This is a genomic window from Streptomyces sp. NPDC058157, from assembly GCF_042884105.1.
GTDB lineage: Bacteria > Actinomycetota > Actinomycetes > Streptomycetales > Streptomycetaceae > Streptomyces.
In genome coordinates, this window is the sequence record NZ_JBHVUQ010000082.1 from 1 (window position 1) to 22,652 (window position 22,652).

Below are 22,652 nucleotides of genomic sequence, written 5' to 3' on the forward strand. Positions count from 1 at the left end.
CGGCTTGTAGGGGCCGTAGACGGCCGGGCGGACGCTGCCGCCGTCGGAGCTCTCCAGCGTGAGGGCGTAGCGGGTCCGGGGGATGGTGAGGGCGCGGTAGCCGGCCACGATCGGAGTGGTGAGGCGGGCGAGCCTGGCGTTGTCGTTGTTCTCGTTGCCGAGGGGCTGGCCGTAGACGCTGAGCTGCGGGTCGGAATACACGTTCTCCGTGCGGCACGGCCGGCGGCAGGAGGTGGCGTACGCCATGAGGGAGGTGTGCTCCTCGTCGGAGGTGATCCAGCCCGTCCCGTACGGGGTGTTGAGGTCGTTGACCCAGCTGCCGTCCGGCACCTGCTGGGAGAGGGTCCGCCGGTCGTGGAAGAGGCCGAGGTTGTGGCCGATCTCGTGACCGAGGTTGTACCAGCCGGTGAGCGAGTCGTAGTCGACGACCGAGAAGGCGAGGCTGTCGTCGAAGTTCCCGCGCACCGGAAGGCTGCCCTGTCCGGAGGACTGGCCCGGAACGCTGTTGACGACCGTGATCAGGTCCACGCCGTAGCGGCGGCGCAGATCGGCGGCGGTGCTGCCCAGCTCGGAGTTCTGCGGGTTGCTCAGCTTGCTCCACATCACCGAGGAGGTGTTGTTGCCGGTGTAGCCGGTGTTGTAGGTGCCGATGATGTCGATGCTGGCGGGGACCCCGCTGTCGGCGAGGGCCTCGTTCATCTTGCGCTCGGCCCAGTGGATGGTGTTGACGACCTGCTGCTCGCTGCCCGCGCGCTGGACGGCGAGGGGGGTGTATCCGGCGATGACGTCGATGACGGCCGGGTCCTGCGAGGTGGCCGCGGCCCGCCCGGCGAGCGAGTGACGGGGCGCGGTGCGCGCGGAGGGGCTCACCGCCAGCTCGTCGGGAGCGTGGTGCGGCTGCTTGGCCGGGTCCTCCTCGGTGATGCGGGCGCGCAGGGGGCGGCCGGGCAGGGTCTTCAGCTGGTAGACGTGCTCGCCGAGGTCGGCGACGACGTTGACGACGGTGCCTTCGACCTGGCTGCGGCCGGTGGAGCAGACGCCGCGCAGGGAGACGATGACGCTGGTGTCCGGCCTCCCCTTCAGGTGGCCGGACCAGGTGCGGGTGCCTCCGTCGTCGTCGATGCCGTCCTCGACGGCGGTGAGGCGGACGTTGTCGAAGAAGTCGAAGGTCCATGCGCGCGGGGCCCCGAACGGGGCCGCGGTGCACAGCATCCGGAAGGGGTCGAGCGCGAGCGGGACGGTGCGGTCGCGGAGCACCTCGGCCCCGTCGCCGTCCGAGGGCGACGGGGCCCGGGTGACGGCGGAGGCGGCGGAGACACCGGTGGCGGAGGCGCTCGCCAGGGGCAGCGTGGCCGTGGCGGCCACACAGAGCGCGAGCAGACGGGACCAGCGGGGGCGGCGGGGAGGAGTCATGCCGCACACAAAGCCACAGGCCCCATCGAATATGCCGGAAACATGCCCGCTCGGAAGGCTGAGGTCACCCGCCCGACACGTCCCCACCACTCCGCTGCCGGGAGGCGGTCACGGTCCGACCGCCCTGACGGAGCGGGTGTCCGCCGATGACCGGCGTCCGCGCAGCGGTGCCGCAGGCCGCGGACCCCGCACCGGACCCGGACGGCCGGGCTCGTCGCCCGGGTCGCACGCCCGCCGTCGCGCGCGCGTCGTACCCGCCGACGCGGGTCGGCAGCGGCGAAGCTGGGGGTGGAGGGCCGACCCGGCCAGGCAGCTCAGCGAGAGGACACGCCCGTGCACGACCTCAGGGCCCTGGTGGACGAGCACATCACCGCAGCCCGTGCCGCCCGACACGGCCGCAGCGCCCATCTGCTCGTACACGACGGCGCGCTGCGCCAGACCGTCATCGCCCTGGTCTCGGGATCGGAACTGAACGAGCACTCCACCCCCGCCGCGGCCACGCTCCACGTGCTGCGCGGCCGGGTCCGCCTCACCTCGGGCGGGGGCGGCACGGAGCTCCAGGCGGGCGAACTGCACGTCATCCCCAAGGAACGCCACGGGCTGCTCGCCCTGGACGATGCCGCAGTACTGCTCACGACCGTCACCGGCGTGGCCTGAACGCCTTTCGGGCGCCCGCTACGCCGTCGTGACACCGGAGCAGGTGTCTTCGGCAGTACGTGCTGCTGCCGGCCGCGACGATCAAAATGATCGACATGACGGAGGAGCAGGTCTCCGTCGACCGAACCTACGAACCGTCCTGCCTCGACCAGCCGCACGCGTAGGGGCTCGGCGGGGCGACGACGCGAAAGGCACGGGACGCCATGGCACGCAGACGCGAGACCGCCCGGACCGGCCACCCCCGCCACGAACGTCGCGGAGAAGCCCGGCTTCCGGCCGTGGTGGCGACCGTGACGGCGATCGGCCTGTACCTGGTCCTGCCGCAGCAGCTCCTGATCGCCCCCCGCTTCGTCCTGCCCGCGCTCGAGGTCGTCCTCCTCCTGCCCCTGGTCGCCATCAACCCGAGACGGCTCACACGCCAGACCAAGACCTTCCGCGTGCTGTCCCTCGCGCTCGTCCTCACCATCGCCGCCGGCAACCTCGCCGCCCTCGGCCTGCTCATCGACCAGCTGGTCCACGCGAAGGTCGCCGACGGACGCTCCCTGCTGATCGCGGCCCTACAGGTCTGGCTGACCAACATCATCGTCTTCGGCCTCGCCTACTGGGAACTCGACCGCGGCGGCCCCGTCGCCCGCACCCAGCAGCCGCGCGACGAACTGCCGCTGGCCGACTTCCGTTTCTCCCAGGACGAGAACGACGACGCCGTCGGCGAAGTCGCCGACGGCGCGAGCAAGAACTCCGACTGGGTCCCCACGCTCATGGACTACCTGTACGTATCCGTCACCAACTCCACCGCGTTCAGCCCCACCGACACCATGCCGCTCACCACCCGCGCCAAACTCCTGATGGCCGTCCAGAGCGTGGCCGCCCTGGCCACCTCGCTCCTCGTCATCGCCCGAGCGGTCAGCATCCTGCGCTGACACCACGCGGCCCTGGTGGGGGTGCGCCCTGCCGGGCCGAGCTCGAAGCCCGACCGTTCGCACGGGCGCGGCCCCCGCGCTTCAGCTGCCGCCGACGACGGTCCGGACGTTCTCGATGCTGCCGCAGTCCGACTCCAGCTGCCTCTCGCGCTCCTTGAGGAACGCGGCACCCAGCTCGGCCCGGCGCTCGTCCGGGACGTTCTCCCGGGCGCCGTTGAGGATCGTCCGCTCCTCCTCGTCCAGGTGGTGGGTGACGGCCTCGACCAGGTCCTCCAGCTTCGCATCCCACTCGTCCGACCCGACGCCGTCGACCTCCAGCAGGGCCAGGAGCGCCTTGTTGCCCTCCTCGTGCTCCTCCACCCCGTGCTCGACCTCCTCGTCGTCCACCTTCCTGAAGCGCTTCAGCGCACCGTAGACCTCGCTCTCCTCCGCCTCGCCGTGGGCGATCAGCAGCGCGGAGAACTTCTTCAGCGCTCCCGCGCGGTCGGCCTCCACGCTTCGCATCCGCCGGAACAGCTCCTCCATCGTCCGGTGGTCCTCGAGGATCACCTCGACGACGTCCTGTTCCTGCTGGTCCGCGGTCATGTGCACTACTCCTCGGTCGGGGTTCCCCTCGCCTTGCGCGTGCTCGCTCGCGGCCGGTTGAAACCCGTTTTGGGCCTTCCGGGTGACGCCGTGTGCCCGCAGAAACGCGGCCACAGCCCGTCCGAGCCGGGCCCGGTACGGCGGGGGTCGACTCAGCCGGGCCAGGTTCCGGTCAGCCGTCGGACGGTGGCCGCTCCTCCCCGGTCGACGGCTGCCTTGACGACGGCGAAGATCGCGCCCTGCAGCGCCGCGGCGAGCAGGACCTCGTGCCAGGTGCGGTCCTCGGTGGTGGCGTCCGGGGCCTCGTCCTCGTGGCCGATCATCCTCCACGCCCGTTTGAAGGCCATACCCGCCGCCATGCCGCCGACGGCGCCGAGAGCGAACCCGACGGGCTTGTAGGCGATCTTGGACGCTTTCACTTCCTCCTCCTCCGGCCGCGCCGCAGGAGGAGGACGACGGCCAGCGCTGAGGCACCGGTCAGCAGCGGGGTGCGGCTGGCCCGCGCCACCACGGCGGCCGAGACGCCCTTCCCGCGCACCGGGCCCGGACGGCTGGAGCGTGCAGCCCCGCCACGTATCTGGGCCGCCGCGTGAGCTGTCGTGCCGACGACCGCGTCGGGGGTCTTCTCCCTGGTCAGTCCGGTTGCCCGGTATGCCGTCTCCCGGAGCCGGCCTGCCCAAACGCCGGCCCGCTCGACGAACCGCTCCTTGACCTCGACGGCTTTCGCCTCGGCCTGCGCCTTGACGTCGGCCTTGGCGGCCAGTGCCTCCACGGTCTGGCCGAGCTCGTGGCGGGTGCGCTCGATCTGCGCGCGCAGGTCTTCCGGCGTCGGTGCGGGCCCGTGGTCCCGAGGCTGATGGCTCATCGGTGTGCCCTCTCCTTGATCTCGGTCACGTCGGCCTTGACGCTGTCGACGGTCCTCCCCGGAACGGGACCGCCGGCCCGGGCCACCTGCCCCTTCCCCGCCGCGGCCAGCACCGCGGCCACGGCCGCCAGCACGGCGCCGACGACCAGGGCCGATGCCCACACCGGCAGGACCAGGGCCAGGGACGCGATCGCGGCGGCGACCACTGCCTGGCCGGCCAGGAATCCGACAAGGCCGGCGCCCCCGAACAGACCGCCGCCCCACCCGTATCGCTTGCCCTTCCGGGTCATCTCCGCGCGCGCCAACTGCATCTCTTCCCGGACCAGTTCCGAGATCTGCTGCGACGCCCGCGTCACGAGCTCACCCACCGGCGCGTCGCCGTCGTGGCTCCTACGGTGTCCAACCGGACTCATTGACTCCTCACCCTCCTCCACTCGCCGCCATCCCCGGCCCGCGCCTACCCCGTTGCGCGCCGGTCACCCCCGCGGCACGCCCCGTCATCGCCGGCACCAGGCTCACTCCAGGCGCCGACGGTCTTCCTCACTCCATTCCCGGGTGTCGCGCGGCTCGACATAGGGCTCCTGATCTGCGGGGAGCCCGCCCGCGATCGCGCGCTGGCGCACCAGCTCGGCGTCGAATTCCAGGCCCAGCAGGACGGCCAGGTTGGTGATCCACAACCACACCAGGAAGATGATCACGCCCGCGAGCGCGCCGTACGTCTTGTTGTACGAGCCGAAGTGCGCGACGTAGAACGCGAACCCGGCCGAGGCGATCACCCAGATCGCCAACGCCAGGAAGCTGCCCGGGGTCACCCACCGGAAGCCGCGCCCCTTCGCATTGGGCGCCGCCCAGTACAGCAGCGCGATCATGACGGTGACCAGGAGCAGGAGGACCGGCCACTTCGCGACCGACCACATTGTCACGGCGGTGTCGCCCACCCCCAGCGCCGAGCCGGCCTGCCTGGCCAGGGCGCCGGTGAACACCACGATCAGCGCGCTGGCCACCGCGAGGATCATGAGCACCCCGGTCAGTGCGACGCGCAGCGGCAGCACCTTCCACACCGGCCGCCCCTCGGGCATGTCGTACACGGCGTTCGAGGCGCGGATGAACGCCGCGACGTACCCGGAGGCCGACCAGAGCGCGACCAGCACGCCCACGATCGCCAGCAGCGAGCCGACTCCGGCGTTGCCCTGCAACTGCCGCACCGCGGAGCTGATCACGTCCCGCGCCGCCCCGGGGGTGAGCTTCTGCAGGTTGTCCAGCACCTGCTGGGTCGCCGAGTCGCCCGCCATCCCCAGCAGCGACACCAGGACCAGCAGGGCGGGGAAGAGGGCCAGCACCCCGTAGTAGGTCAGCGCCGCCGCCCGGTCCGCCAGCTCGTCGTCCTTGAACTCCTTCAACGTCCCGCGCAGCACGGCCTTCCAGGACCGCTCCGGCAGGGCCGAGAGCCGATCCGGCGCCCGCTCCTCGACCCGCCGGCCGGGCCCCGGGGCCTCGCCGCCGGACCGGCCGTCCCCGGGCTCGGGTGTCCTCGTGGGTTTCATGGTCGGCGCATGTCCATTTCTGCCGCGCCCATGCCGCGCCCATGCCGCGCCCATGCCGCGCACACGACGAAGACACCTGGGAGGGCGCCGTACGACTGAGCCCCGAACCGGCCGTCGCGGGAGCTGACGTGCCGCGGGATCGAGAGGCGGGGTGTCAACGCCTCTCGATCCCGCGGCACACGCGCCGACCGTGGGGGATACGGGCCCCTGTGCTGGGTCGACGCCCCCACCCGACGCGCTACTTGGCGAAGCGCCAGGTGACGTCGAGCTTGTGCTTGTCGAGCGGGGCGAGTGCCTTGAACGCGCCCGGGGTGAGGTCGAGACCGTACCGCCCGGCGCCGGGAGCCTCGTCGAGGACCGTCGCCGTGACGGACTTCCCCTTGTAGGTGATGACGACCTTGCGTCCGCAGCTGCTCGACGGGTACCCGGGCCCGAACATCGTGGGGTCGAGCGCCACGGCGAGGTCGCTCTCCTTGACGGCCTTTCCGCACGCACCCATGCCGGGGGAGTAGAGGGTCGCGGAGCCCTTGTAGGTCTCACCCGGCTTGCCCGGCTGCGGAGAGGCCGTCGTGGTCTTGCCCGGCTTCGGGGGAGGAGTGGTGGTGCCGCCCGGCGCCGGCGCCGTCGTACCGCCCGCCTGCGGAGCGAGCGTGGAGCCGGCCGGCTCCGCCACCACCGTGGCGTTCGGCTCCGCCGCGACGGTGGCGTCCGGCCCTGCCGCCACCGTGACCGCCGGCTTCGCGGCGACCGTCGCGGCCTGGACCGAGACGGCGACGTCGGCGGTCTCCGAAGCGGAGGCGGTGGCGACGGTGATCACGGCGGCGGAGCCGGCGGCGAGCACGGTAACCGCGATGGCGGCCGTGGCGATTCTTGCTTTCATCGTTTCCTCTCTGAAATGTCGCGTCCCAGGGACGGGTCGCGGGAAGTCATTGACGGGGCCCGCCAACGTGCGCGGTCGCGTGCCGACAACGCCCTTGCCGGGCGACGGGATCGTCCGGTGTCCGCAGCTGACACAGGGCTCACGCATGCAACGGAGGTCGCTGCCGTCCGGCAGCCCTCCCGCTCGAACACCGCCTAGCGGTTGCCCGTTGGCCCTACGGCATGCGTCACGTACGGGAGGTGCCCGCGGGTGGTCAACCCGGCGCCCGGACTCCGGTGGCACACGACACCCCGCGGCCGAACCTCAGGGCGTGGTCGCGCGGGCCGCCACCGATGACTGAAGGAGGCACCCGCTCCGACCCGACGAGCCGCGGCGGAAAGCGGCGGTGGAACACCTTGCCCACGACATGCGAGTCGAGTGGGCGTGCCCGGGTCGGACCAGGCTTTCCGGCTGCAGCCGATGCCGATGCCGATGCCGATGCCGATGTCCTGTGGCCATCCCATGGCCCCGTACTGCGCCGGGAGAGGGCAGGGAATGCTGGACCCGGCCGCCTGAGCCGAAGGCGCGGGCGCGATGCTCACGCATATCGCGGTCAGGGCCGCCGCGATGCCGCTTCGGATTCTCATCAGGGAACTCTCTCTCGCCCGGCGGCTGCCGGAGCCGTGCTGTGCGTCTGCCTTCAGCCAACCGGCGGCAGGGCGCGCAGACCACGCAGTTCCACCCGCAAAACTCAGACCGGCCTACTTTTGCGGGCGCACCCCGATTCCACAGTGATCGCGACCCACCCGCCCTGACCGGCTTTCTCGGGGAGCCGGCTACAGATCCGCGATCCAGGGATGCTCCGGGTGCACGCGTTCGAGTAGCTCGGCCAGGGTCTCGCGCTGAGCAGGGGACATGTGGGGGAGGGTCGCGTCGAAGTCCGATTGATCTTTTCGGCGGCAGTGTTTGGCCTTGAACAACAGGACCAGTTCGGGCGCCAGATACGGGATGCCGTCCCGGGTGTGCTGGATGATGTCGCTGTAGGGAAGCCGGATCTTCTCATCGCGGCGGCAGATCCAGGTGTCGCCGTCGTGCGGTTCGCGGAACACGTCGAGCAGGTAGTTTCCGGTGGCCGGATCGCGGACCCATGTCTGGTGTACTGCGGCCAGCACCTCCGGTGCGGCGTCCTCCCAGATCCGGCCGCTGCCGACAGCGTCGAAGACGTATCCCGCACATCGGTGGCGGACCTCGGGGAAGCCCGCGGCCGGGATCGCGATCTCGATGTCCCCGTGAGCGCGCGTCTGCCGGCCGCGGAACAGGTCCAGCGCCCAGCCCGCGGCCACGTACCAGGGCGTGTCCACCCCGGCCAGCCGCTGCGCGACCTCACTCGGGGTCCAGCACGAAGACCACCTGGCGTCGAGGGCCGCGATCTCGCCGGGTGACAGTTCGACGCCGCCGTCGGGCAGTTGCTCGCTCACCGCAGGAACCTATCAGCGCGGTGGTGGAACCGATCCGAGTGCCCCATCTCGGACCCGGGCAGCCCCGCGTCCGGCCCGGTCACAGCAGCGGGTGGCAGGCACCTCCTCCCGACCCGGTGTCACCTTCCCGACCTGGGGAGAGGAGCCGGGCGCCTGTTATCGTGCGCCGATGTCAACGATCAAACAGTTCCAAGTGACCTTCGACTGCGCGGAGCCTGCGCGCCTCGCCGCCTTCTGGTGCGAGGTGCTGGGGTACGTCGTACCGGCGGTTCCGGAGGGCTTCGCCACCTGGGAGGAGTACCACCGCTCGCTGCCGCCCGAGGATGAGATCTACTTCGCGTGCACGGATCCCTCGGGTGTGGCCCCGCGCTTGCTCTTCCAGCGAGTTCCCGAAGGCAAGGTCGCCAAGAACCGGGTGCATCTCGATGTGCGGGCCGGCGCCGGGCTCGTGGGTGAGGAGCGCCTGGCCACACTCGAGGCCGAATGCGCACGCCTGATGGCGCTCGGCGCGAAGCACGTGCTGACGCAGCGCGCCGATGGCGTCAACGAGTCGTGCATCACGATGCAGGACATCGAGGGCAACGAGTTCTGCCTCGACTGATCCTCCTCCGAGACGGCGAGGTGGGGAGCCGTCTTCGGCCTTCCGGAACATCGGGGCGGCCGAAATCGGGTGCCCCGTACAGGCGCTCCCCGTGGGCGTCGGTGATGTCGATGACCAGGCCGGTCCACTCCTCGGCGGGCTGTTCGGGGACGAGCCCCAGTTCGTACGTGGCGTCCTGCAGGAAGGATTCGGTGACGCGTATGCCGGTCAGCCTCTCGGCCAGAGCGAGGACCGCAGCCTTCCCGTCGACGACCGGGGCGCTCTCGTCGTGCTCTCCCTCGGGAGTCAGGGGGAAGCCGACTTCTCGCAACAGGGGAACCAGTGTCAAGGTGTATCCACAATCCATCATGTGGCGGAAAAGCGGCGAGGTGCGGATCCAGGCGTAGTCGGGTGCGGTCACCGAGTTCATACGGCGCAGTGGGCCTGATCCCTCTGACCATGCCCGATGGGCCGGTTCTCACAGCTGGAGCCGGGACTCGGGCTGCGCCACCCGGCTCGGCCCGCTCCCCGTGGTCACCCCTGGCGCCGGTAGGGCCTGACGGCTTCCTCCGTGGCCGCCATGGCCTCGGTGGTGCGGTCGTAGGTGCGCTGTGCGACGGCGATGTAGAGCATGTCGAGGACGGCCATCTGCGCGTGCCGGGCGAGGACCGCCTCGGCCCGCAGGCCGGTGGCGCGCACACAGGTGGCCAGGACCAGCTCGGCCCGGGCGGCGAGCGGCGAGGCGGGGTCGTTGGTCACGGCGATGGTGGTGGCGCCCCGGGAAGCGGCTTCGGCCAGCACCTCCCGGGGCTCCCGGGTGCTGCCGCTGTGCGAGAGGACGACGGCCACGTCACCGCGCCCGAGCACGGCGGCGCCCGTGAGCGCCACATGGGTGTCGCTCCAGGACCAGACGGGCATGCCGATCCGGTACAGCCGCTGCTGGAACTCGCAGGCCATGGTGGCGCTTCCGCCGACCCCGAAGACCTCGATGCGGGCGGCCGCGGCGATCCTCCCGGCGGCGTCCTCCAGGACGGCCAGGTCGAGGCCCTCGACGGTCCGGGTGACCACGCCCGAGACCGTCGCGGCCACCATCTCGGCCACTCGGTCCATGGGGTCGTGCTCGCCGATGTCGGTGCCGATGTCGTCGCGCCACGTGGCGCGGGCGTCCCGCGCGCCCTGTTCCGCCGCGAGCGCGAGGCGCAGCTGCGCGTACCCCGTCAGCCCCAGGGCGCGGCACAGCCGGGTGACGCTGCCGGTGGACACGCCGACGGCCTCGGCCAGTTCGAGGATCGTCCGCGCGGCCACGCCGGCGGGATCGTCCAGGATGAACGCGGCCAGCGCCCGTTGCGCCTCCGGAAGCCGGGCCTCCAGAGAACGGATCCGGTCAACTATCTGGTCCATGAAGAATGATTCCCCATCAAGAGTGGCGTGTTCCCGTCAACTGCCCTTGACCGGCCCAACCCGCGGCGCCACATTACTCCCCCAGCGGAGAAAAATTGTTCGCCGGCCACGAGTTGATCCTGTGCGTGGTCGATCGTGCCAGGTCTTCCGATCGAACCTTCCGAAGGCAGGGAGAACATGTCCACATCCGTGACACGCCGCAGGTCGTCGGGCTGGAGCCTGCGGGCCGGCGCACTGACCGCCGCGCTCTGCTCCGTACTCGTCACCCCCGCAGGGGCGCAGGACGCGCCCGCACCTTCCCCGGCGGACGGCCGGCCACCCGCGGTCGGCTTACCGTCACCGGCCGCCGGGACGGCCGCCGAAGTGCCGGCGGCCACCCCGACCGGCCGGCTGGCCAGGTCGCTGGACGGCGTGGCGGCGCGCTCGTACGCCGACACCTTCAGCGGAGTGTGGGTGGACGAGGCCCGCTCCACCGTCACGCTCTACCTCACCCGCCCCGAACTCGGCGCCGCGCTGGTTGCGGCCGGCCGCGGCCAGCTCGCCGCACACGACGGGGCGGACGTCAACGTCGTCGTGAAGGGCGCCAAGTACAGCCGCGCGCAGCTGGACGCGGCCCGGGACGCGGTCAAGCGCGACGCCACGGCCTGGCGCCACGACGGCAGCGTCGCCATCGAGCAGATCGGCCTCCTGGAGGGAGGCGGCGGCCTGCGGATCGGGGCCGACCACCCCGAACGGGCGGCGGCCCTCGCCCAGCGCGTGCTCGCCGACGGCTCCCGGGCCGGGAAACCGGCATGGGCCGGAATCGCCCTCGCGGACATCCGCTTCGACAAGAGCGCCCCGGCCCGTCCGCCCGCCGGCGCCCCCCGGACGCGGGCCGCTGCGGACAAGGCCTTCGCCACGGCCGACGTGGGGACGCGCTGGAACGACAAACCCGCGCACGACGGCGGCGCCATACTGAGCGTCACGCGCCACGAGTGGTGGTGCACCAGCGGCTTCGCCATGGACGTACCCGGGTGGGGCCGCTACATGGTCACGTCCGCCGGGTGCGGCAGCAACGGGACGTACCTGTACAGCGGCTTCCAGGACTTCGGGCCCGTCTTCAACCGGCTCCCGGCCATCGACGCGGCCATCATCGACACCAGGGGCACGGGCGGCTCCAGCGCCCGTGTCTGGATCGGCGAGAACGAGAAGACCTACGCGGGCTACGAGAAGTCCACGCCCGGCGACGAGGTCTGCCAGAGCGGGGTCCGCACCGGCTACCGCTGCCAGATCTTCATCGGCGAAACCACACCGGTCTGGACGGGCGAGGCCTACGTCGACATGACGACCGCCTGCACCCGGGACGGGAGCGCGGCCTTCTCCATCGACGACATGGGAGGCCCCGTCTTCCGCTGGTCGTCGAACCCCGCCAAGGTGATCAGCCGCGGGATCATGAGCACGTTCTTCGGCACCGTGGATTCATCCGGAACGGCGTCCACCTGCGTCGGCTTCGTCCCGACGGCGACCATCCTCCAGGCCTGGGGGGCGACGATGGCCGTCGGCTAGCACTGTCACCGACCGGCATGGGCAGGAAGGGCAGCAGCCACGGCACATCGTCAGGCGGTGCGGCGTGAGTTCGGTGCGGTTCCGCCGGCAGTGGTGGCCCGCAGCCGCCCGCCTCCCTTCCGTGCATGCGGCGGCGGCCGGTTTCCCCTCGGTGGGGGAACCGGCCGCAGGCGTGTGTGGGGTGTGTGCCGTCGTCGGGGGTCAGGCGTGGCGGTGGGAGTGGCGGTTGCCGGTGAGCAGGCGGTAGAGGGCCAGGAGGATGACGGAGCCGACGATCGCGGCGATCCAAGTGGAGAGGTCGAAGAAGCCGTCGATGGAGTCGACGCCGAAGACCACCTTGCCGAGCCAGCCGCCGAGCAGTCCGCCGCCGATGCCTATGAGGGTGGTGATGACGATGCCGCCCGGGTCCTTGCCAGGCATGAGGGCCTTGGCGATGAGACCGGCCAGCAGTCCGATGAGGATCCACGCGATGATGCCCATGATGTGCCTCCGCCCATCCGGTGTGAGGAAACGGTCGTTGCCGCTGTCACCCTCGCTCGTGCGCGCTCGCCGCGATTTCAAACGCCCCGAGGCCCGCGGCACTCTCAGGAGGCGGCGTCAAGGCGCTGCCGCACGGTCGGATGCAACCGGAGCCAACGCGTCCCGCGCCAGCCCGCGCAACCAGGCGTGCGCGCTGTCCGTGTCGTAGCGCTGATGCCATGACAGGTACACCGGCGCCGACGGCAGTTCGAGGGGCAACGGCAGGGCGACCAGGCCGAGTTCGCCCACCGCGGCCCGCGCGGTGGCTTCGGGGACGCTGAGCACCAGATCGCAGTCGCGCGCGAACGCGAACGCGGCCGCCTCCGTCGGCGCCGTCGCCACCACGCGGCGGCTCAGCCCCAGTTGGGCCAGGGCTTCGTCGACCGCGTTGCCCAGGTTGCCGCGTCGTGAGACGGTGACGTGCTCGGCCGCGGCGTACCGCCGCGCGGTGAGGGTCCTGGCGCGGGCGAGGGGATGGCCCCGCCGCACGACGACGACCAGGCGGGTCTCGCCCGCCTTCTCGGTTCGGATGTCCGGCGCGCCGGGGCGGTTGGCGTTCGCCTCCAGATCGACCTCGCCGCGCCGCAGCTCGTGCGCGTCGACGCTCGCCTCCCCGATGAAGCGCAAGCGCACGCCGGGCGCCTGTGCCCGCACGGACGTGAGGAGCGCGGGTCCGCTCAGGGCGACCAGGGACTCGTGCCAGCGCAGCGTGAACGTCCGTTCCAGCGTTGCCAGATCGAGCTCACGGCTCGGCGCCAGCACCCCCCGGACCTGGTGCACCAGCTCGTGCACCTGAGCCCGCACGGCGATCGCGTACGGCGTCGGGGTCATCGTGCGGCCGGTGCGTACCAGGATCTGGTCCCCGGTCGTGCGCCGGATACGGCCCAGGCTGCGGCTCATCGCGGGGGCGGTGACGTGCAGGCGCGCGGCCGCCCCGGCCACGCTCCCCTCCTCCAGCAGCGCGTCGAGCGCGGTGAGCAGGTTCATATCCAATTGCATGCGAGTAATCCTAGGCGTGCTTGACATGCAGTTGAAGTTAACTGCGGACCTTTCTACCGTTGAGGTGCAGGCACAAGCACGGGAATACCGGGCCGACGCCGACTCGGCCCGCCCGGACTCCACCCACCTCTCTCCGTCAGGAGTACCGCCATGTCCCGAACGCACCAGACCTCCGCCACCCCCACCCCCGCCGCCTCCGCCGCCGACCTGCTGGCCCAGACCGTGAGCGCCGTGCGCACAGCCGGTTCGGCGCTGCGCGAGCGCTTCGGCGAGGTGGTCCGCTACGACACCCGACAGGAGTTGATGCGCGCGCTCGCCGTCAACGACGACACCGCCCTCGGCATCCTGCGCCCCCGCCTCACACGGCTGCGCCCGAACGCGGGCTGGGTGGAGGACGAACTCGACGGCGGAGCGCTGCCGTCCGGCGAATGGTGGGTCGTGGATCCGGCCGAAGGCAACGTCAACCACCTTCACGCCCTGCCGGAATGGGCGGTCACCGCCACCCTCGTGCGTGAGAACGAGCCGGTGCTCACCGCGGTCCACCTGCCGCTGACCGGCGAAACCTACACCGCGCTCTCCGGAGCCGGCGCCCACCTCGACGGCCGGCCCCTGCACGTCTCCCAGGCCGCGCACCTCGACCTGAGCATCGTCGCCACCAGCCAGGCCAGGCCGGACGAGGACGAGGACGTCGTACGGCGCGTCGGCGCCTCGATCACCGCGATGCTCTTCGACGCGCTCGTCGTACGCACCGCCGTGCCGGCGACCCTGCACCTCGCGAACGTGGCCTCCGGCAGGGCCGACGCCTTCTGGCAGTTCGCCGGAGCCCGCGCGGACCTGCTGCCCGGGGCGCTGCTCGTCCGGGAAGCCGGTGGACGGATCTCCGACGCCGAAGGCCGTCCCTGGACTCCGCAGAGCGACAGCTTCCTGGCCGCCGCACCCGGCGTGCACGCCCAGGCCGCAGCGACGCTCTCCCGCCGACCCTGACGACGAGCAGAAGAGACAGAAGGAAAGGAACCGCAATGAACGACATCGCAGTCCTGGGAAACGGCCGCGTCGGCGGCAACCTGGCCACCGCCCTGACCCGGGCAGGCCACCGGGTCACCACGGCGGGCCGCACCGAGGGCGCCGCCGCCGGGGCCGCCCGCAGCGCCCGGATCGTCATCAACGCGACACCGGGCGCCGGCTCACTGGAACGTCTCACCACGCTCCGCGAGGAACTGCGGGGCAAGATCCTCATCGACGTCTCCAACGCCACCACAGACGGCCCCGACGGCCTCCCGGCCGAGCTCCTCCACCCCGGCTCCAGCCTCGCCGAACGCCTTCAGGAGGCACTCCCGGAGACCCACGTCGTCAAGACGCTCAACACCATGCTCTTCCCGGTGATGACCGCGCCCGCCACCCTCGCGCACCCGCCCACCGCGTTCCTCTCCGGCGAGGACCCCGAGGCCAAGCGGACCGTCCGCGCCCTGCTCGCCGACATCGGGTGGAGAGACGACTGGATCACCGACCTCGGCGGGATCCGGACCGCCCGTGCGACGGAGGCCGCGGTCCTCTTCGTCCCGCATGTCATCCGCGCCGACGGATTCGCGCCCTTCGCGGTCTCCCTCGCACGCTGACCGCGTACAGCGTCCCGGTGCGGCGGCGACAAGACCGGGGGTGTGCGTCGCGTCCGGCGGGGCAGGCGAGGGGACGGCGGCGGGAGGGACCGCACGGTCCGCCCGGCAGCCCGCAGTATCCGAACGACAGCGACCAAGAGGAGTCCGCTCATGACCGACGCCACCCAGGCCACCGCACCGCACACCGTGCCCGGACTCGACCCGGTGGAGGCGGAGCGGGTCGTGGACGCGCTGCAGGCGCGGCTGCACGCCCTCAACGACCTGGCCCTCACCTTGAAGCACGTCCACTGGAACGTCGTCGGCCCGCACTTCATCGCCGTGCACGAGATGCTCGACCCGCAGGTGGACGCCGTCCGCGAGATGGCCGACACCACGGCCGAGCGCATGGCCGCCCTCGGCGGGGTCCCGATCGGCACGCCGGGCGCCCTCGTCGCCGGGCGCACCTGGGACGACTACGAAGTGGGACGCGCCGACGCCGTCGCGCACCTCGGCGCGCTCGACCTGGTCTACACCGGCGTCATCGAGGACCACCGGGCCGCCATGAAGACGGCCGGCGACATCGACCCGGTGACGGAGGACATGCTGATCGGGCAGCTGGCGAAGCTGGAGCAGTTCCAGTGGTTCGTCCGCGCCCACCTGGAGAGCGGCAGCGGCCGCCTCAGCACGACCGGCGCGCACACGCTCAGCGCGGCGGCCGGTCAGGCTGCGCGCGCGTCGGCCGGGGGCGCGTGACCGCGTCCCCTTCTGGAGGGAGGCGCTGTTGCCGCTGCCCGGATGACCCCAGGGTGCCCGGCGGGCGTGTTTCGGCCCGGCCCCCGGTTTCCGGGATGAGGATGAGCAGTCCGCCTTCTCGCCCCCTGTCCGACGGAGTGTTTCGTGCTCGAACGCAAGCGGCTCAAGGGCCGCACCCAGGTCACCTTCGTCCTGCCGGCCGACCAGCCGGGCGGCCCGGTCAGCGTGGTCGGGGACTTCAACCACTGGAATCCCGCCGCCCACCCCCTCGCCCCGCGCGGGGACGGAACCCGGGCCGCGAGCGTCACCCTCCCCGCGCACACCAGCCACGGCTTCCGCTACCTCGCGGCCGGGGACTACTGGTTCGACGAGAGCGACGCCGACGGCCACGACGGCACCAACAGCCGCCTCCACACCTGACCCGGCCACCCCGGCCCCGGTCCCGCCGGCTACGCGGCCTCGGAGTCGAACGCCGTGAGGACCGTCGGCCGCGCCGTCCCGGCGCCCGAAGGACGCGGGGACGGCTCAGCGGCGGAACCGCACTCAGGCGGTGGGGGCCTTCTGTACATCGAGCAGGGCCACCAGGAGCGTGCTCAGGTCGGTCACGACCGTGGTCGCCTTGGCCTTGCCGTCGGCCGCGGGGGCTCCCTTCTCGGCGACCGTCAGCAGGGTGTCGACCGAGCCCTTGAGCTTGTCGATCGCGGCGGAAGCCTGCTCGACGCGGGCGGACTTGGGGGTGGCCGCCGGAAGCACGGTGGACGGCTTCGCGGGCACGACGGCCGGAGGCTCCGCCACCGGCTCAGCGGGCTTGAAGGGCTCGGCGGCCGGAGGCTTCGCCACGGGGGCGGCGGGAACCGAGACCGGAGGCTGGGCCACCGGGGGCTGGGCGACGGGAGGCTCTGCCACGGGGTCTGCGGGCTTCGCGGGGTCCGTGACCGGAGGCTTCGCCGCCGGGTCGGCCGGCTTCGCGACCGGGGGCTTGGCGGCCGGGTCGGCCGGGGGGACCGCGGGCTTCGCCGGGGTGTTGACGACGGGCTTCGCCGGAGCCTGCGCGGCGGGGACCGCGTTCTTCAGCTCGGTGAACGCGGGCTCGATCTTCGCCTTGACCGCGGCGAGTTCGGCCGCCGGCACCTTCCCGTCCGGCGACTTCAGCACCGCCGAGAGCAGAGCCGTGACGGGCTCCAGCACGCCGGCGGCAGCGCCGAGCGACTGGACCTGCGCGAGCAGCGCGTCACTGCCGGGGACGGCCTGCCCCGTGACGCTGAGGGGCGGCTGCTCGGGACCGCGGGCGACGGCCGCGATACCCGGTGACGCGGTCAGCAGGGTCACGCAGAGGGCGGCGGGAACGGAATAGCGGGTGATGCGCTGCAACGGTTCGCTCCTGTTCGGTGATGACGGGTGTGTGGCCGGAATCGGCCCGGGGCGGGGGGAACGCCCCTCACCACTCACCGCCACCCCGTCACGTACCGCAACCGGGGGCGCCCTCCCAGTCCGACGACACGCCGGTCGCCGGCCCGGCATCCCGCCCTGACCAGTGGCGATGTGTTCACCCCAGCGCACTGACCCGCCTCAGCGACCGTGACATGGAGTGACCTTTGACTCCCGGTGCATGCCCTGAGCCCTGGCCGGGGTGCGGTCTCCCCTTCTGGGCATACGCTGGGGGTAACCAGCCTGGTCTGGTGGGAGACCCCGCGCCGCCATCCGGTCACCTTGCGTGGTTGACGGAGGGTTCGGGTGGTCTTACCCGGCTGTGCGCGGCCCGGTGCCGTGCGCTTTCCGGCCTCCTCCGCCCCGTTTGGGGAGCCGACCGCAATGGGCTCCGAACCCGAACGGCGGACCAGACCATGCCTGCCGCCTTTACCGTTGCCGTGACCGCCCCCAGCCCGGACAGGGCCGTGGTGGCGGTCTGCGGGGAACTCGACATGCAAACCAGCCTCGACCTGACCGAGGCCACCGACGCCCTCCCCTTCGCAGGCCTGGACCTCACCCTGGACCTGTCCGGAGTGACCTTCATGGACTCGGCCGGCCTCAACACCCTCCTGCGGCTACGCCGGCGCGTCCGCGCGGAGGGCGCGACCTTGAGCCTGTCCGGCGTCCCGGATCAGGCGCTGCGGGTCCTGGAGCTGACCGGCACGACGAGCTTGTTCGTCGTACTGCCGTCACCCGCAGCAGCGTGGCGGGCTGCCGGGCCCATACCAGCTGTGCCGGCGGCGAGAGGCGGGGCGTGCAACCCGTCGTAGTCAACAACGGTGACGACTCCGCGCAGGCCCCGGCAGCCAAGGACCCCTCGTCGGCGGGCGGCGGGTCAACCGGGGTTCGGGCGCCTGCTCGGCGACGGGCTTCGCCGACGTCGACATCAAGGACGCCGACCACACGTCGAACCCCATCGAGCGGGGACAGGCCCAGCCGCGCGTCACCACTCTCAAGCCCGGCGACGCCGCCGTCTTCGACCTCGCCCACACCATCGACGGCAGCGGCAGGGGCCTCGCGCACCCGACCGACATCCTGGTGACCCCGCCCAACGGGACCCATGCGGCGAGCCTGAAGTGGCCTGCGGGCCCCGCACCGGGCGCGGCCGAAGGAGGACCCTACGGCGAGGTACGTCCGGACACCCCGGCCTCCTCGCCCCCGCCTCGGCGCCGGTACGACAGCCAGACGCCTGCCACCGCGAGGGCGCTCGCCGGCCAGGTCGCGATGCTCAGCGGACCCGCGAGCAGCGGGTCGACGAGCGCGCCCGAGACGTGGCGGGTCAGCGGCAGCGCGAACTCGTTGAGCGACACGTGCGCCGCCACGGCCGCCCACACCGACCCGGTCGCCAGCCGGACGGCCGCGATCACCGTCCCGAGCAGCATCGCGGTCACCACCGCGACCGGTATGCCCAGCGCCACCGGATGGCCGGGGTAGCTCCCGCCGAGCGCGGTCATCGGGACGTGCCAGGCCCCCCAGATCGCCCCGCCGAGCAGCAGGCCGCGGAACCTGCCGCGCCGCACCAGCCGGGGCAGCATGTAGCCCTGCCAGCCGAGTTCCTCCCCGAAGTACAGCGGAACGGACACCAGCGCGCTCAGCACGAGCGGCGCGACCGTGCCGGGACCGGGCAGGTGGGCGGGGACGTACCAGCCGGCGAGGGTGGAGACGGCCAGACCGACGGCGGTGAGGCCGAGCGGGACCGTGAGCGCGCCGGCCACGCAGCGCAGTTCGTGCCGCCACGGCGTGGACCGCACGAGTCCGAGGACGCGCACGGCCTCGCGCGCTCCCCACCGGTGCGCGGTGAGGCCGAAGGCGGTCAGGGCCGGCACCAGCATCATCAGGATCATGCACAACGCCGCGAGCGGCGGCGTCTCCTGCGCCGCGCTCGTCCGGCGCAGGCCGTCGAGCCACAGGGGGACCATGGTCAGCCACGCCCCGGCGAAGCTGATCACCAGGAAGGGGACGAGCCCGGGGCTGACGAGGCCGGGGCTGACGAGCCCGGGGCTGACGAGGCCGGGCCTCGGACGTTCTCGTGAGTTCGCTCGTTTCATGACGGCGACGCTACGAACCGCCGGGTGACCGGCGCGATCGTGTGCGCTCCCCTCCGCATGGTGTAGCCAGCTCCACTGTGCCGGGAGGCCGGGGGAGGAAGACTGGGCCCGTGATGGATCTCTCGACAGCCCGTACGTACGTGGCGCGTTCGGGCCGTGCCGCCGGGTACTGCGCGACCGTGTCCGCGCGCGGCCTGGCCCTGCTGGTGCTGTTACCCGTACTGGTGTACTCGGCCGGGCTCTGCCTCGTCGGCGTGGGACTGCTCGTCCTGCCGTTCGAGCTCCGGCTGCTGCGCCGGCTCGCCGACGCCGAGCGCACCTGCTCAGGACGCCGGACGGCGACACCCGCCACGCCTGCCGGGCCGCACGCCCGAGGCACTCTCATGGCGGTGCTGTCGGACCCGGCGACCCGGCGCGACCTGCGCTGGGCACCCTGCATGGCGGTCGCCGGCACCCTGCTCGGGCTCATCGGCGCGGTGATCTTCCTGTTCCCGGCAGCCGTGCTCGTCCTCGTCGGACTGTGGTGGGTGTTCCCCGAGGACGAGCCGATCAAGGTGATGATGAACATCCCGATCGACGGCTGGGGATCCGCGCTGTACGTCGGCGTACCCCAGTTCGGGCTGAGCGTGCTGCTCGCCCTGACCGGCCCGCCCCTGATCGCCGGACTCGCGGCGGCATCGAGCCGGAGGCTCCTCGCCCCCTCGGCCACCTCGGTCCTCGCCGCACGCGTCGCGGCCCTGGACCGCACGCGCACCGGAGCGATCAAGGCGCACGGCGACGAGCTGCGCCGCATCGAACGCGACCTGCACGACGGCACCCAGGCCCGCCTCGTCTCCCTCGCCCTGCAGCTCGGCCTCGCCGAACGGACCCTCGGCTCGAACCCCGAGGCCGTGGGCCCGCTGCTGACCCGGGCGCGCGAAGGCGCCGAGGAGGCCATGGCCGAACTGCGCGACCTCCTGCGCTCCGTCTACCCGCCGGTCCTCGCCGACCGGGGCCTGGCCGGCGCGCTCTCGGCCGTCGTCGCCCGCTGCCCGGTACCCGCCACCGCCCACCTCGGCGCACTGGGCGAGGTACCGGCCCAGGTCGAGGTCGCCGTGTACTTCGCCGTCACCGAGGCCCTCACCAACACGGCCAAGCACAGCCAGGCCCGCTCCGCGTCGGTCACCCTGGCCAGGGCCGGCGACACGCTCCGCGCCGAGATCACCGACGACGGCCGGGGCGGTGCGGCCGAGGGCCGCGGCACCGGGCTGCGCGGCATGCGCCGGCGCGTCGAGGCCGTCGACGGCGTGCTGCGGGTGCAGAGCCCGCCCGGCGGCCCCACCGTCGTCACCGTGGAGTGCCCGTGCGCATCCTGATCGCCGAGGACAACGCACTCCTCGCCCAAGGCCTCTCCGCGATGCTGGAGGCCCTGGGCAACGAGGTCCTCGCCGTCACCGAGGACGCCGAATCCTTCGTGACGGCCGCGCTCACCCACCGTCCGGACGTGGCCGTCGTCGACGTCCGCCTCCCCCCGACCTTCACCGACGAGGGCATCAGGGCGGCACTCCGCGCCCGGGAACACGTCCCCGGCCTGCCCGTCCTCGTGCTCTCCCAGTACGTCGAGGACACCTACGCCCGCGAGCTCGTCGCCGACGGCACGGGCGTCGGCTACCTCCTCAAGGACCGGGTCGCCCGCGTGGACGACTTCCTCGACGCCCTGCACCGGGTGGCGGCCGGCGGCACCGCACTCGACCCCGACGTGGTCCGCCAGCTCCTCGTGACGGGCGCCGACCCGCTGACCCGGCTGACCGACCGCGAACGCGAGGTACTCGCGATGATGGCCCAGGGACACGGCAACACCGAGATCGCCGCCCGCCTCGTCGTCACCGAGCGGGCCGTGCACAAGCACGTCGGCAACATCTTCCTGAAGCTCGACCTCCCACCCGAGGACAGCGGCCACCGGCGCGTCCTCGCCGTCCTCACCTACCTCGGCGCCCCCCAGCGACCGCGGCACCCGGCGCGGACCCGACCGGACATCGCACCGCCGCCCGGGCCCCGCCGTCCGCCCGCCCGGACCGCGCCGCGGCCGAACCCGGACCCGCCACCCCCGGGACCCTGACCGCCGGCACCCCGGCGAGGCGGCAAGTCAGTGCCAAGTGCACACCAAGAGGGGACGGCCACGGTGGCGTATCCGTTGTCGGCATTCGATCCTGGAGCGAACGAGCGTGTCCCCCAGCAGTGCCCCCCGAGGTCCCCACATCCACGCAGCGGGCGTCATCCGCCCCCTCGCCCCGGCCGGTGAGCGCCGGGCCGGACACGGCGGCGCGACGGCGCTGCTCGACTCCGCGCCCCCCGGCGTCCTGGACGCCTACCGCACCTGCGAGTTCGTCACCCTGGCGAAGGACGGAACACCGCTGGCCTGGCCGACGGCCGTCGCGCGCCGTGAGGACGGCACCCTGCTGCTGACCACCTCCCTCGCCTTCGCGCAGAAGGCGTTCAACGTACGGCGCGACGGCCGGGTCGCCCTGCTGTTCTCCGACCCGACGGGCAGCGGGCTCGAGCACGCCCCGCAGATCTTCGTCAGCGGCCGCGCCGAGTGCCCGGACACCGTCATGACGGGCCCGCGGGGCGCCGAGGAGTACTGGCGCCAGCTGTTCGAACGGCAGCCGCACAGCCGCGCCTACCTCCGGCTCCCCATGAGGCCGATGATGTCCTGGTACTACCTGCGCCTGCTCATCACGGTCGAACCGGAACAGGTCGTCGTGCGGCCACCCCTCGAAGAACTGCCGGACCACGACCTGCCGACCGCGGCCGCCGGCACGCCGCGACTGCCCGGAGCCGAACAACTGGGGCGCATGCCCTCGGCGGTGCTCGCCGCGCGCAGCGGCTCGGGAGCGCCGGTCCTGGCCCGCACCCGCCCGAAGCCGACGCCTTCGGGCTACCTGGTCGAGGTGCCCCCGGACTGCCCGGTCGAGCCGGGGCCGGCCAGTCTGCTGGTCCACCGGCACGACGAGCTGCTCAACCACATGTACAACGCGCTGGTCCGCGGCGACCTGCGGCGCACCGACGCGGGCTGGCTGCTGGAGCCCTCCGCCGTCATCGAGCCCATGGGCTCGGGCCGCGCGAGCGACGCCCTGCGGGTGCTGCGCCGGACGAAGCGGTCCACCGACCGCTACCTCCGGCGCCGGGGTCTGCGTCGGCCGAAGGTGCAGTGGGACCGGTTCCGCGCTCTCGCGGAGCCGGGGGCGCGGACGGACGGGAGCTGAGGGTGCCGAGCCGCCGTCCTGCCCGGAACTCGGAAGGAGCCCGCGTGCGCGCCGTGTTCAGGCGTCTCGCCTCCGCCCTGGCCGGGCCCCGGCGGCCTTCCGCCCGCCCCGTGCTCGCGGAGCCGGACGGGTCCGCACCGCTCGTGGCGGTGATGCGGGCCCCGCACCACTGACGA

At 72.5% G+C, this 22,652-nt stretch carries 26 protein-coding genes and 3 pseudogenes; 14 read left to right on the forward strand and 15 right to left on the reverse strand.

The genetic code is table 11. The annotated features are described in order from the left end of the window. Positions 1-1,413 (reverse strand): M12 family metallo-peptidase (locus ACFVXK_RS20925; protein WP_389613771.1); only part of this gene is annotated, 1,413 nt, incomplete at its 3' end. A gap of 333 nt (positions 1,414-1,746) precedes the next feature. Between ACFVXK_RS20925 and ACFVXK_RS20930 the strand changes: the two genes are divergently transcribed. Next, complete coding sequence (locus tag ACFVXK_RS20930) at positions 1,747-2,070, forward strand: cupin (RefSeq protein WP_389613773.1); 324 nt, start codon at positions 1,747-1,749, stop codon at positions 2,068-2,070. Positions 2,071-2,273: 203 nt separating this feature from the next. Beyond that, positions 2,274-2,990, forward strand: coding sequence for a hypothetical protein (locus tag ACFVXK_RS20935; protein WP_389613775.1), 717 nt, complete (start codon positions 2,274-2,276; stop codon positions 2,988-2,990). Positions 2,991-3,071: 81 nt separating this feature from the next. Here the strand turns inward: ACFVXK_RS20935 and ACFVXK_RS20940 are convergent, their stop codons facing one another. The 7 genes from ACFVXK_RS20940 to ACFVXK_RS20970 all read right to left on the reverse strand — a co-directional run bounded on the left by ACFVXK_RS20940 (position 3,072) and on the right by ACFVXK_RS20970 (position 8,321). After that, the gene (locus tag ACFVXK_RS20940) at positions 3,072-3,575 is read right to left on the reverse strand and encodes a hemerythrin domain-containing protein (protein ID WP_389613777.1); all 504 of its coding nucleotides are present in this window, start codon (positions 3,573-3,575) and stop codon (positions 3,072-3,074) included. Positions 3,576-3,727: 152 nt separating this feature from the next. Further along, the gene (locus ACFVXK_RS20945; RefSeq protein ID WP_389613779.1) at positions 3,728-3,994 is read right to left on the reverse strand and encodes a DUF4235 domain-containing protein; all 267 of its coding nucleotides are present in this window, start codon (positions 3,992-3,994) and stop codon (positions 3,728-3,730) included. Beyond that, positions 3,991-4,440, reverse strand: coding sequence for a DUF3618 domain-containing protein (locus ACFVXK_RS20950; RefSeq protein ID WP_389613781.1), 450 nt, complete (start codon positions 4,438-4,440; stop codon positions 3,991-3,993). Before ACFVXK_RS20950 ends, ACFVXK_RS20945 begins: the two co-directional genes overlap by 4 nt. Further along, positions 4,437-4,853: a phage holin family protein gene (locus ACFVXK_RS20955; RefSeq protein ID WP_389613830.1), complete on the reverse strand. Its 417-nt coding sequence runs from the start codon at positions 4,851-4,853 to the stop codon at positions 4,437-4,439. The genes ACFVXK_RS20950 and ACFVXK_RS20955 overlap by 4 nt, the downstream gene beginning before the upstream one ends. Before the next feature lie 102 nt (positions 4,854-4,955). Continuing rightward, positions 4,956-5,984 (reverse strand): YihY/virulence factor BrkB family protein, encoded by a 1,029-nt coding sequence (locus tag ACFVXK_RS20960; protein WP_389613783.1) that lies wholly within the window; start codon positions 5,982-5,984, stop codon positions 4,956-4,958. Between the two features lie 238 nt (positions 5,985-6,222). After that, entirely contained in the window at positions 6,223-6,864 is a 642-nt protein-coding gene (locus tag ACFVXK_RS20965; protein ID WP_389613785.1) for a hypothetical protein, read from the reverse strand. An 815-nt stretch (positions 6,865-7,679) separates the two neighbouring features. Beyond that, on the reverse strand, positions 7,680-8,321 hold the full coding sequence (locus ACFVXK_RS20970) for a nucleotidyltransferase domain-containing protein (RefSeq protein WP_389613787.1): 642 nt from the start codon (positions 8,319-8,321) through the stop codon (positions 7,680-7,682). A gap of 169 nt (positions 8,322-8,490) precedes the next feature. Between ACFVXK_RS20970 and ACFVXK_RS20975 the strand changes: the two genes are divergently transcribed. Continuing rightward, positions 8,491-8,922, forward strand: coding sequence for a VOC family protein (locus ACFVXK_RS20975; RefSeq protein ID WP_389613789.1), 432 nt, complete (start codon positions 8,491-8,493; stop codon positions 8,920-8,922). Here ACFVXK_RS20975 and ACFVXK_RS20980 read toward each other — a convergent pair. The 3 genes and pseudogenes from ACFVXK_RS20980 to ACFVXK_RS20990 all read right to left on the reverse strand — a co-directional run. Then, positions 8,879-9,244: pseudogene (locus ACFVXK_RS20980) on the reverse strand (DUF6461 domain-containing protein); the annotation flags it as partial. The gene ACFVXK_RS20975 and the pseudogene ACFVXK_RS20980 overlap by 44 nt on opposite strands. Positions 9,245-9,250: 6 nt before the next feature. Then, positions 9,251-9,331, reverse strand: a pseudogene (locus ACFVXK_RS20985) (hypothetical protein); the annotation flags it as partial. Between the two features lie 104 nt (positions 9,332-9,435). Further along, positions 9,436-10,302: a MurR/RpiR family transcriptional regulator gene (locus ACFVXK_RS20990; protein ID WP_389613791.1), complete on the reverse strand. Its 867-nt coding sequence runs from the start codon at positions 10,300-10,302 to the stop codon at positions 9,436-9,438. 189 nt (positions 10,303-10,491) lie between these two features. On the opposite strand from ACFVXK_RS20990, the gene ACFVXK_RS20995 reads away from it, so the two are divergent. Further along, positions 10,492-11,847 carry a hypothetical protein gene (locus tag ACFVXK_RS20995; protein ID WP_389613793.1) on the forward strand — a complete coding sequence of 452 codons (1,356 nt, stop codon included), beginning with the start codon at positions 10,492-10,494 and terminating at the stop codon, positions 11,845-11,847. 201 nt (positions 11,848-12,048) lie between these two features. On the opposite strand, the gene ACFVXK_RS21000 is transcribed toward ACFVXK_RS20995, so the two are convergent. Continuing rightward, positions 12,049-12,327, reverse strand: coding sequence for a GlsB/YeaQ/YmgE family stress response membrane protein (locus tag ACFVXK_RS21000; protein WP_389613795.1), 279 nt, complete (start codon positions 12,325-12,327; stop codon positions 12,049-12,051). A 117-nt stretch (positions 12,328-12,444) separates the two neighbouring features. Next, on the reverse strand, positions 12,445-13,365 hold the full coding sequence (locus tag ACFVXK_RS21005; protein WP_389613797.1) for a LysR family transcriptional regulator: 921 nt from the start codon (positions 13,363-13,365) through the stop codon (positions 12,445-12,447). 150 nt (positions 13,366-13,515) lie between these two features. Between ACFVXK_RS21005 and ACFVXK_RS21010 the strand changes: the two genes are divergently transcribed. The 4 genes from ACFVXK_RS21010 (at position 13,516) to ACFVXK_RS21025 (ending at position 16,133) form a co-directional block, all read left to right on the forward strand. Next, positions 13,516-14,349 (forward strand): 3'(2'),5'-bisphosphate nucleotidase CysQ, encoded by an 834-nt coding sequence (locus ACFVXK_RS21010; RefSeq protein WP_389613799.1) that lies wholly within the window; start codon positions 13,516-13,518, stop codon positions 14,347-14,349. Positions 14,350-14,384: 35 nt separating this feature from the next. Then, positions 14,385-14,981: an NADPH-dependent F420 reductase gene (locus ACFVXK_RS21015; RefSeq protein ID WP_389613800.1), complete on the forward strand. Its 597-nt coding sequence runs from the start codon at positions 14,385-14,387 to the stop codon at positions 14,979-14,981. 150 nt (positions 14,982-15,131) lie between these two features. After that, positions 15,132-15,713, forward strand: a complete 582-nt coding sequence (locus ACFVXK_RS21020; RefSeq protein ID WP_389613802.1) for a Dps family protein — start codon at positions 15,132-15,134, stop codon at positions 15,711-15,713. 144 nt (positions 15,714-15,857) lie between these two features. Further along, on the forward strand, positions 15,858-16,133 hold the full coding sequence (locus tag ACFVXK_RS21025; RefSeq protein WP_389613804.1) for an isoamylase early set domain-containing protein: 276 nt from the start codon (positions 15,858-15,860) through the stop codon (positions 16,131-16,133). 123 nt (positions 16,134-16,256) lie between these two features. On the opposite strand, the gene ACFVXK_RS21030 is transcribed toward ACFVXK_RS21025, so the two are convergent. Then, entirely contained in the window at positions 16,257-17,084 is an 828-nt protein-coding gene (locus ACFVXK_RS21030; RefSeq protein ID WP_389613806.1) for a hypothetical protein, read from the reverse strand. A gap of 497 nt (positions 17,085-17,581) precedes the next feature. On the opposite strand from ACFVXK_RS21030, the gene ACFVXK_RS21035 reads away from it, so the two are divergent. Beyond that, positions 17,582-17,953, forward strand: coding sequence for an STAS domain-containing protein (locus tag ACFVXK_RS21035; RefSeq protein WP_389613808.1), 372 nt, complete (start codon positions 17,582-17,584; stop codon positions 17,951-17,953). A gap of 79 nt (positions 17,954-18,032) precedes the next feature. Then, positions 18,033-18,278, forward strand: a pseudogene (locus ACFVXK_RS21040) (DUF4232 domain-containing protein); the annotation flags it as partial. Between the two features lie 23 nt (positions 18,279-18,301). On the opposite strand, the gene ACFVXK_RS21045 reads toward ACFVXK_RS21040, so the two are convergent. Next, positions 18,302-19,231 (reverse strand): CPBP family intramembrane glutamic endopeptidase, encoded by a 930-nt coding sequence (locus ACFVXK_RS21045; protein WP_389613810.1) that lies wholly within the window; start codon positions 19,229-19,231, stop codon positions 18,302-18,304. A 113-nt stretch (positions 19,232-19,344) separates the two neighbouring features. On the opposite strand from ACFVXK_RS21045, the gene ACFVXK_RS21050 reads away from it, so the two are divergent. From ACFVXK_RS21050 to ACFVXK_RS21065, 4 genes are all read left to right on the forward strand, one after another. Then, a complete protein-coding gene (locus ACFVXK_RS21050) occupies positions 19,345-20,586 on the forward strand; it encodes a sensor histidine kinase (RefSeq protein ID WP_389613811.1) in 1,242 nt (413 codons plus the stop codon). Next, positions 20,574-21,329, forward strand: coding sequence for a LuxR C-terminal-related transcriptional regulator (locus tag ACFVXK_RS21055; protein WP_389613813.1), 756 nt, complete (start codon positions 20,574-20,576; stop codon positions 21,327-21,329). Before ACFVXK_RS21050 ends, ACFVXK_RS21055 begins: the two co-directional genes overlap by 13 nt. 214 nt (positions 21,330-21,543) lie before the next feature. Then, positions 21,544-22,476, forward strand: a complete 933-nt coding sequence (locus ACFVXK_RS21060; RefSeq protein WP_389613832.1) for a pyridoxamine 5'-phosphate oxidase family protein — start codon at positions 21,544-21,546, stop codon at positions 22,474-22,476. A gap of 44 nt (positions 22,477-22,520) precedes the next feature. Continuing rightward, positions 22,521-22,649, forward strand: a complete 129-nt coding sequence (locus ACFVXK_RS21065) for a hypothetical protein (RefSeq protein WP_389613814.1) — start codon at positions 22,521-22,523, stop codon at positions 22,647-22,649. The last annotated feature ends 3 nt before the right edge of the window (positions 22,650-22,652 follow it).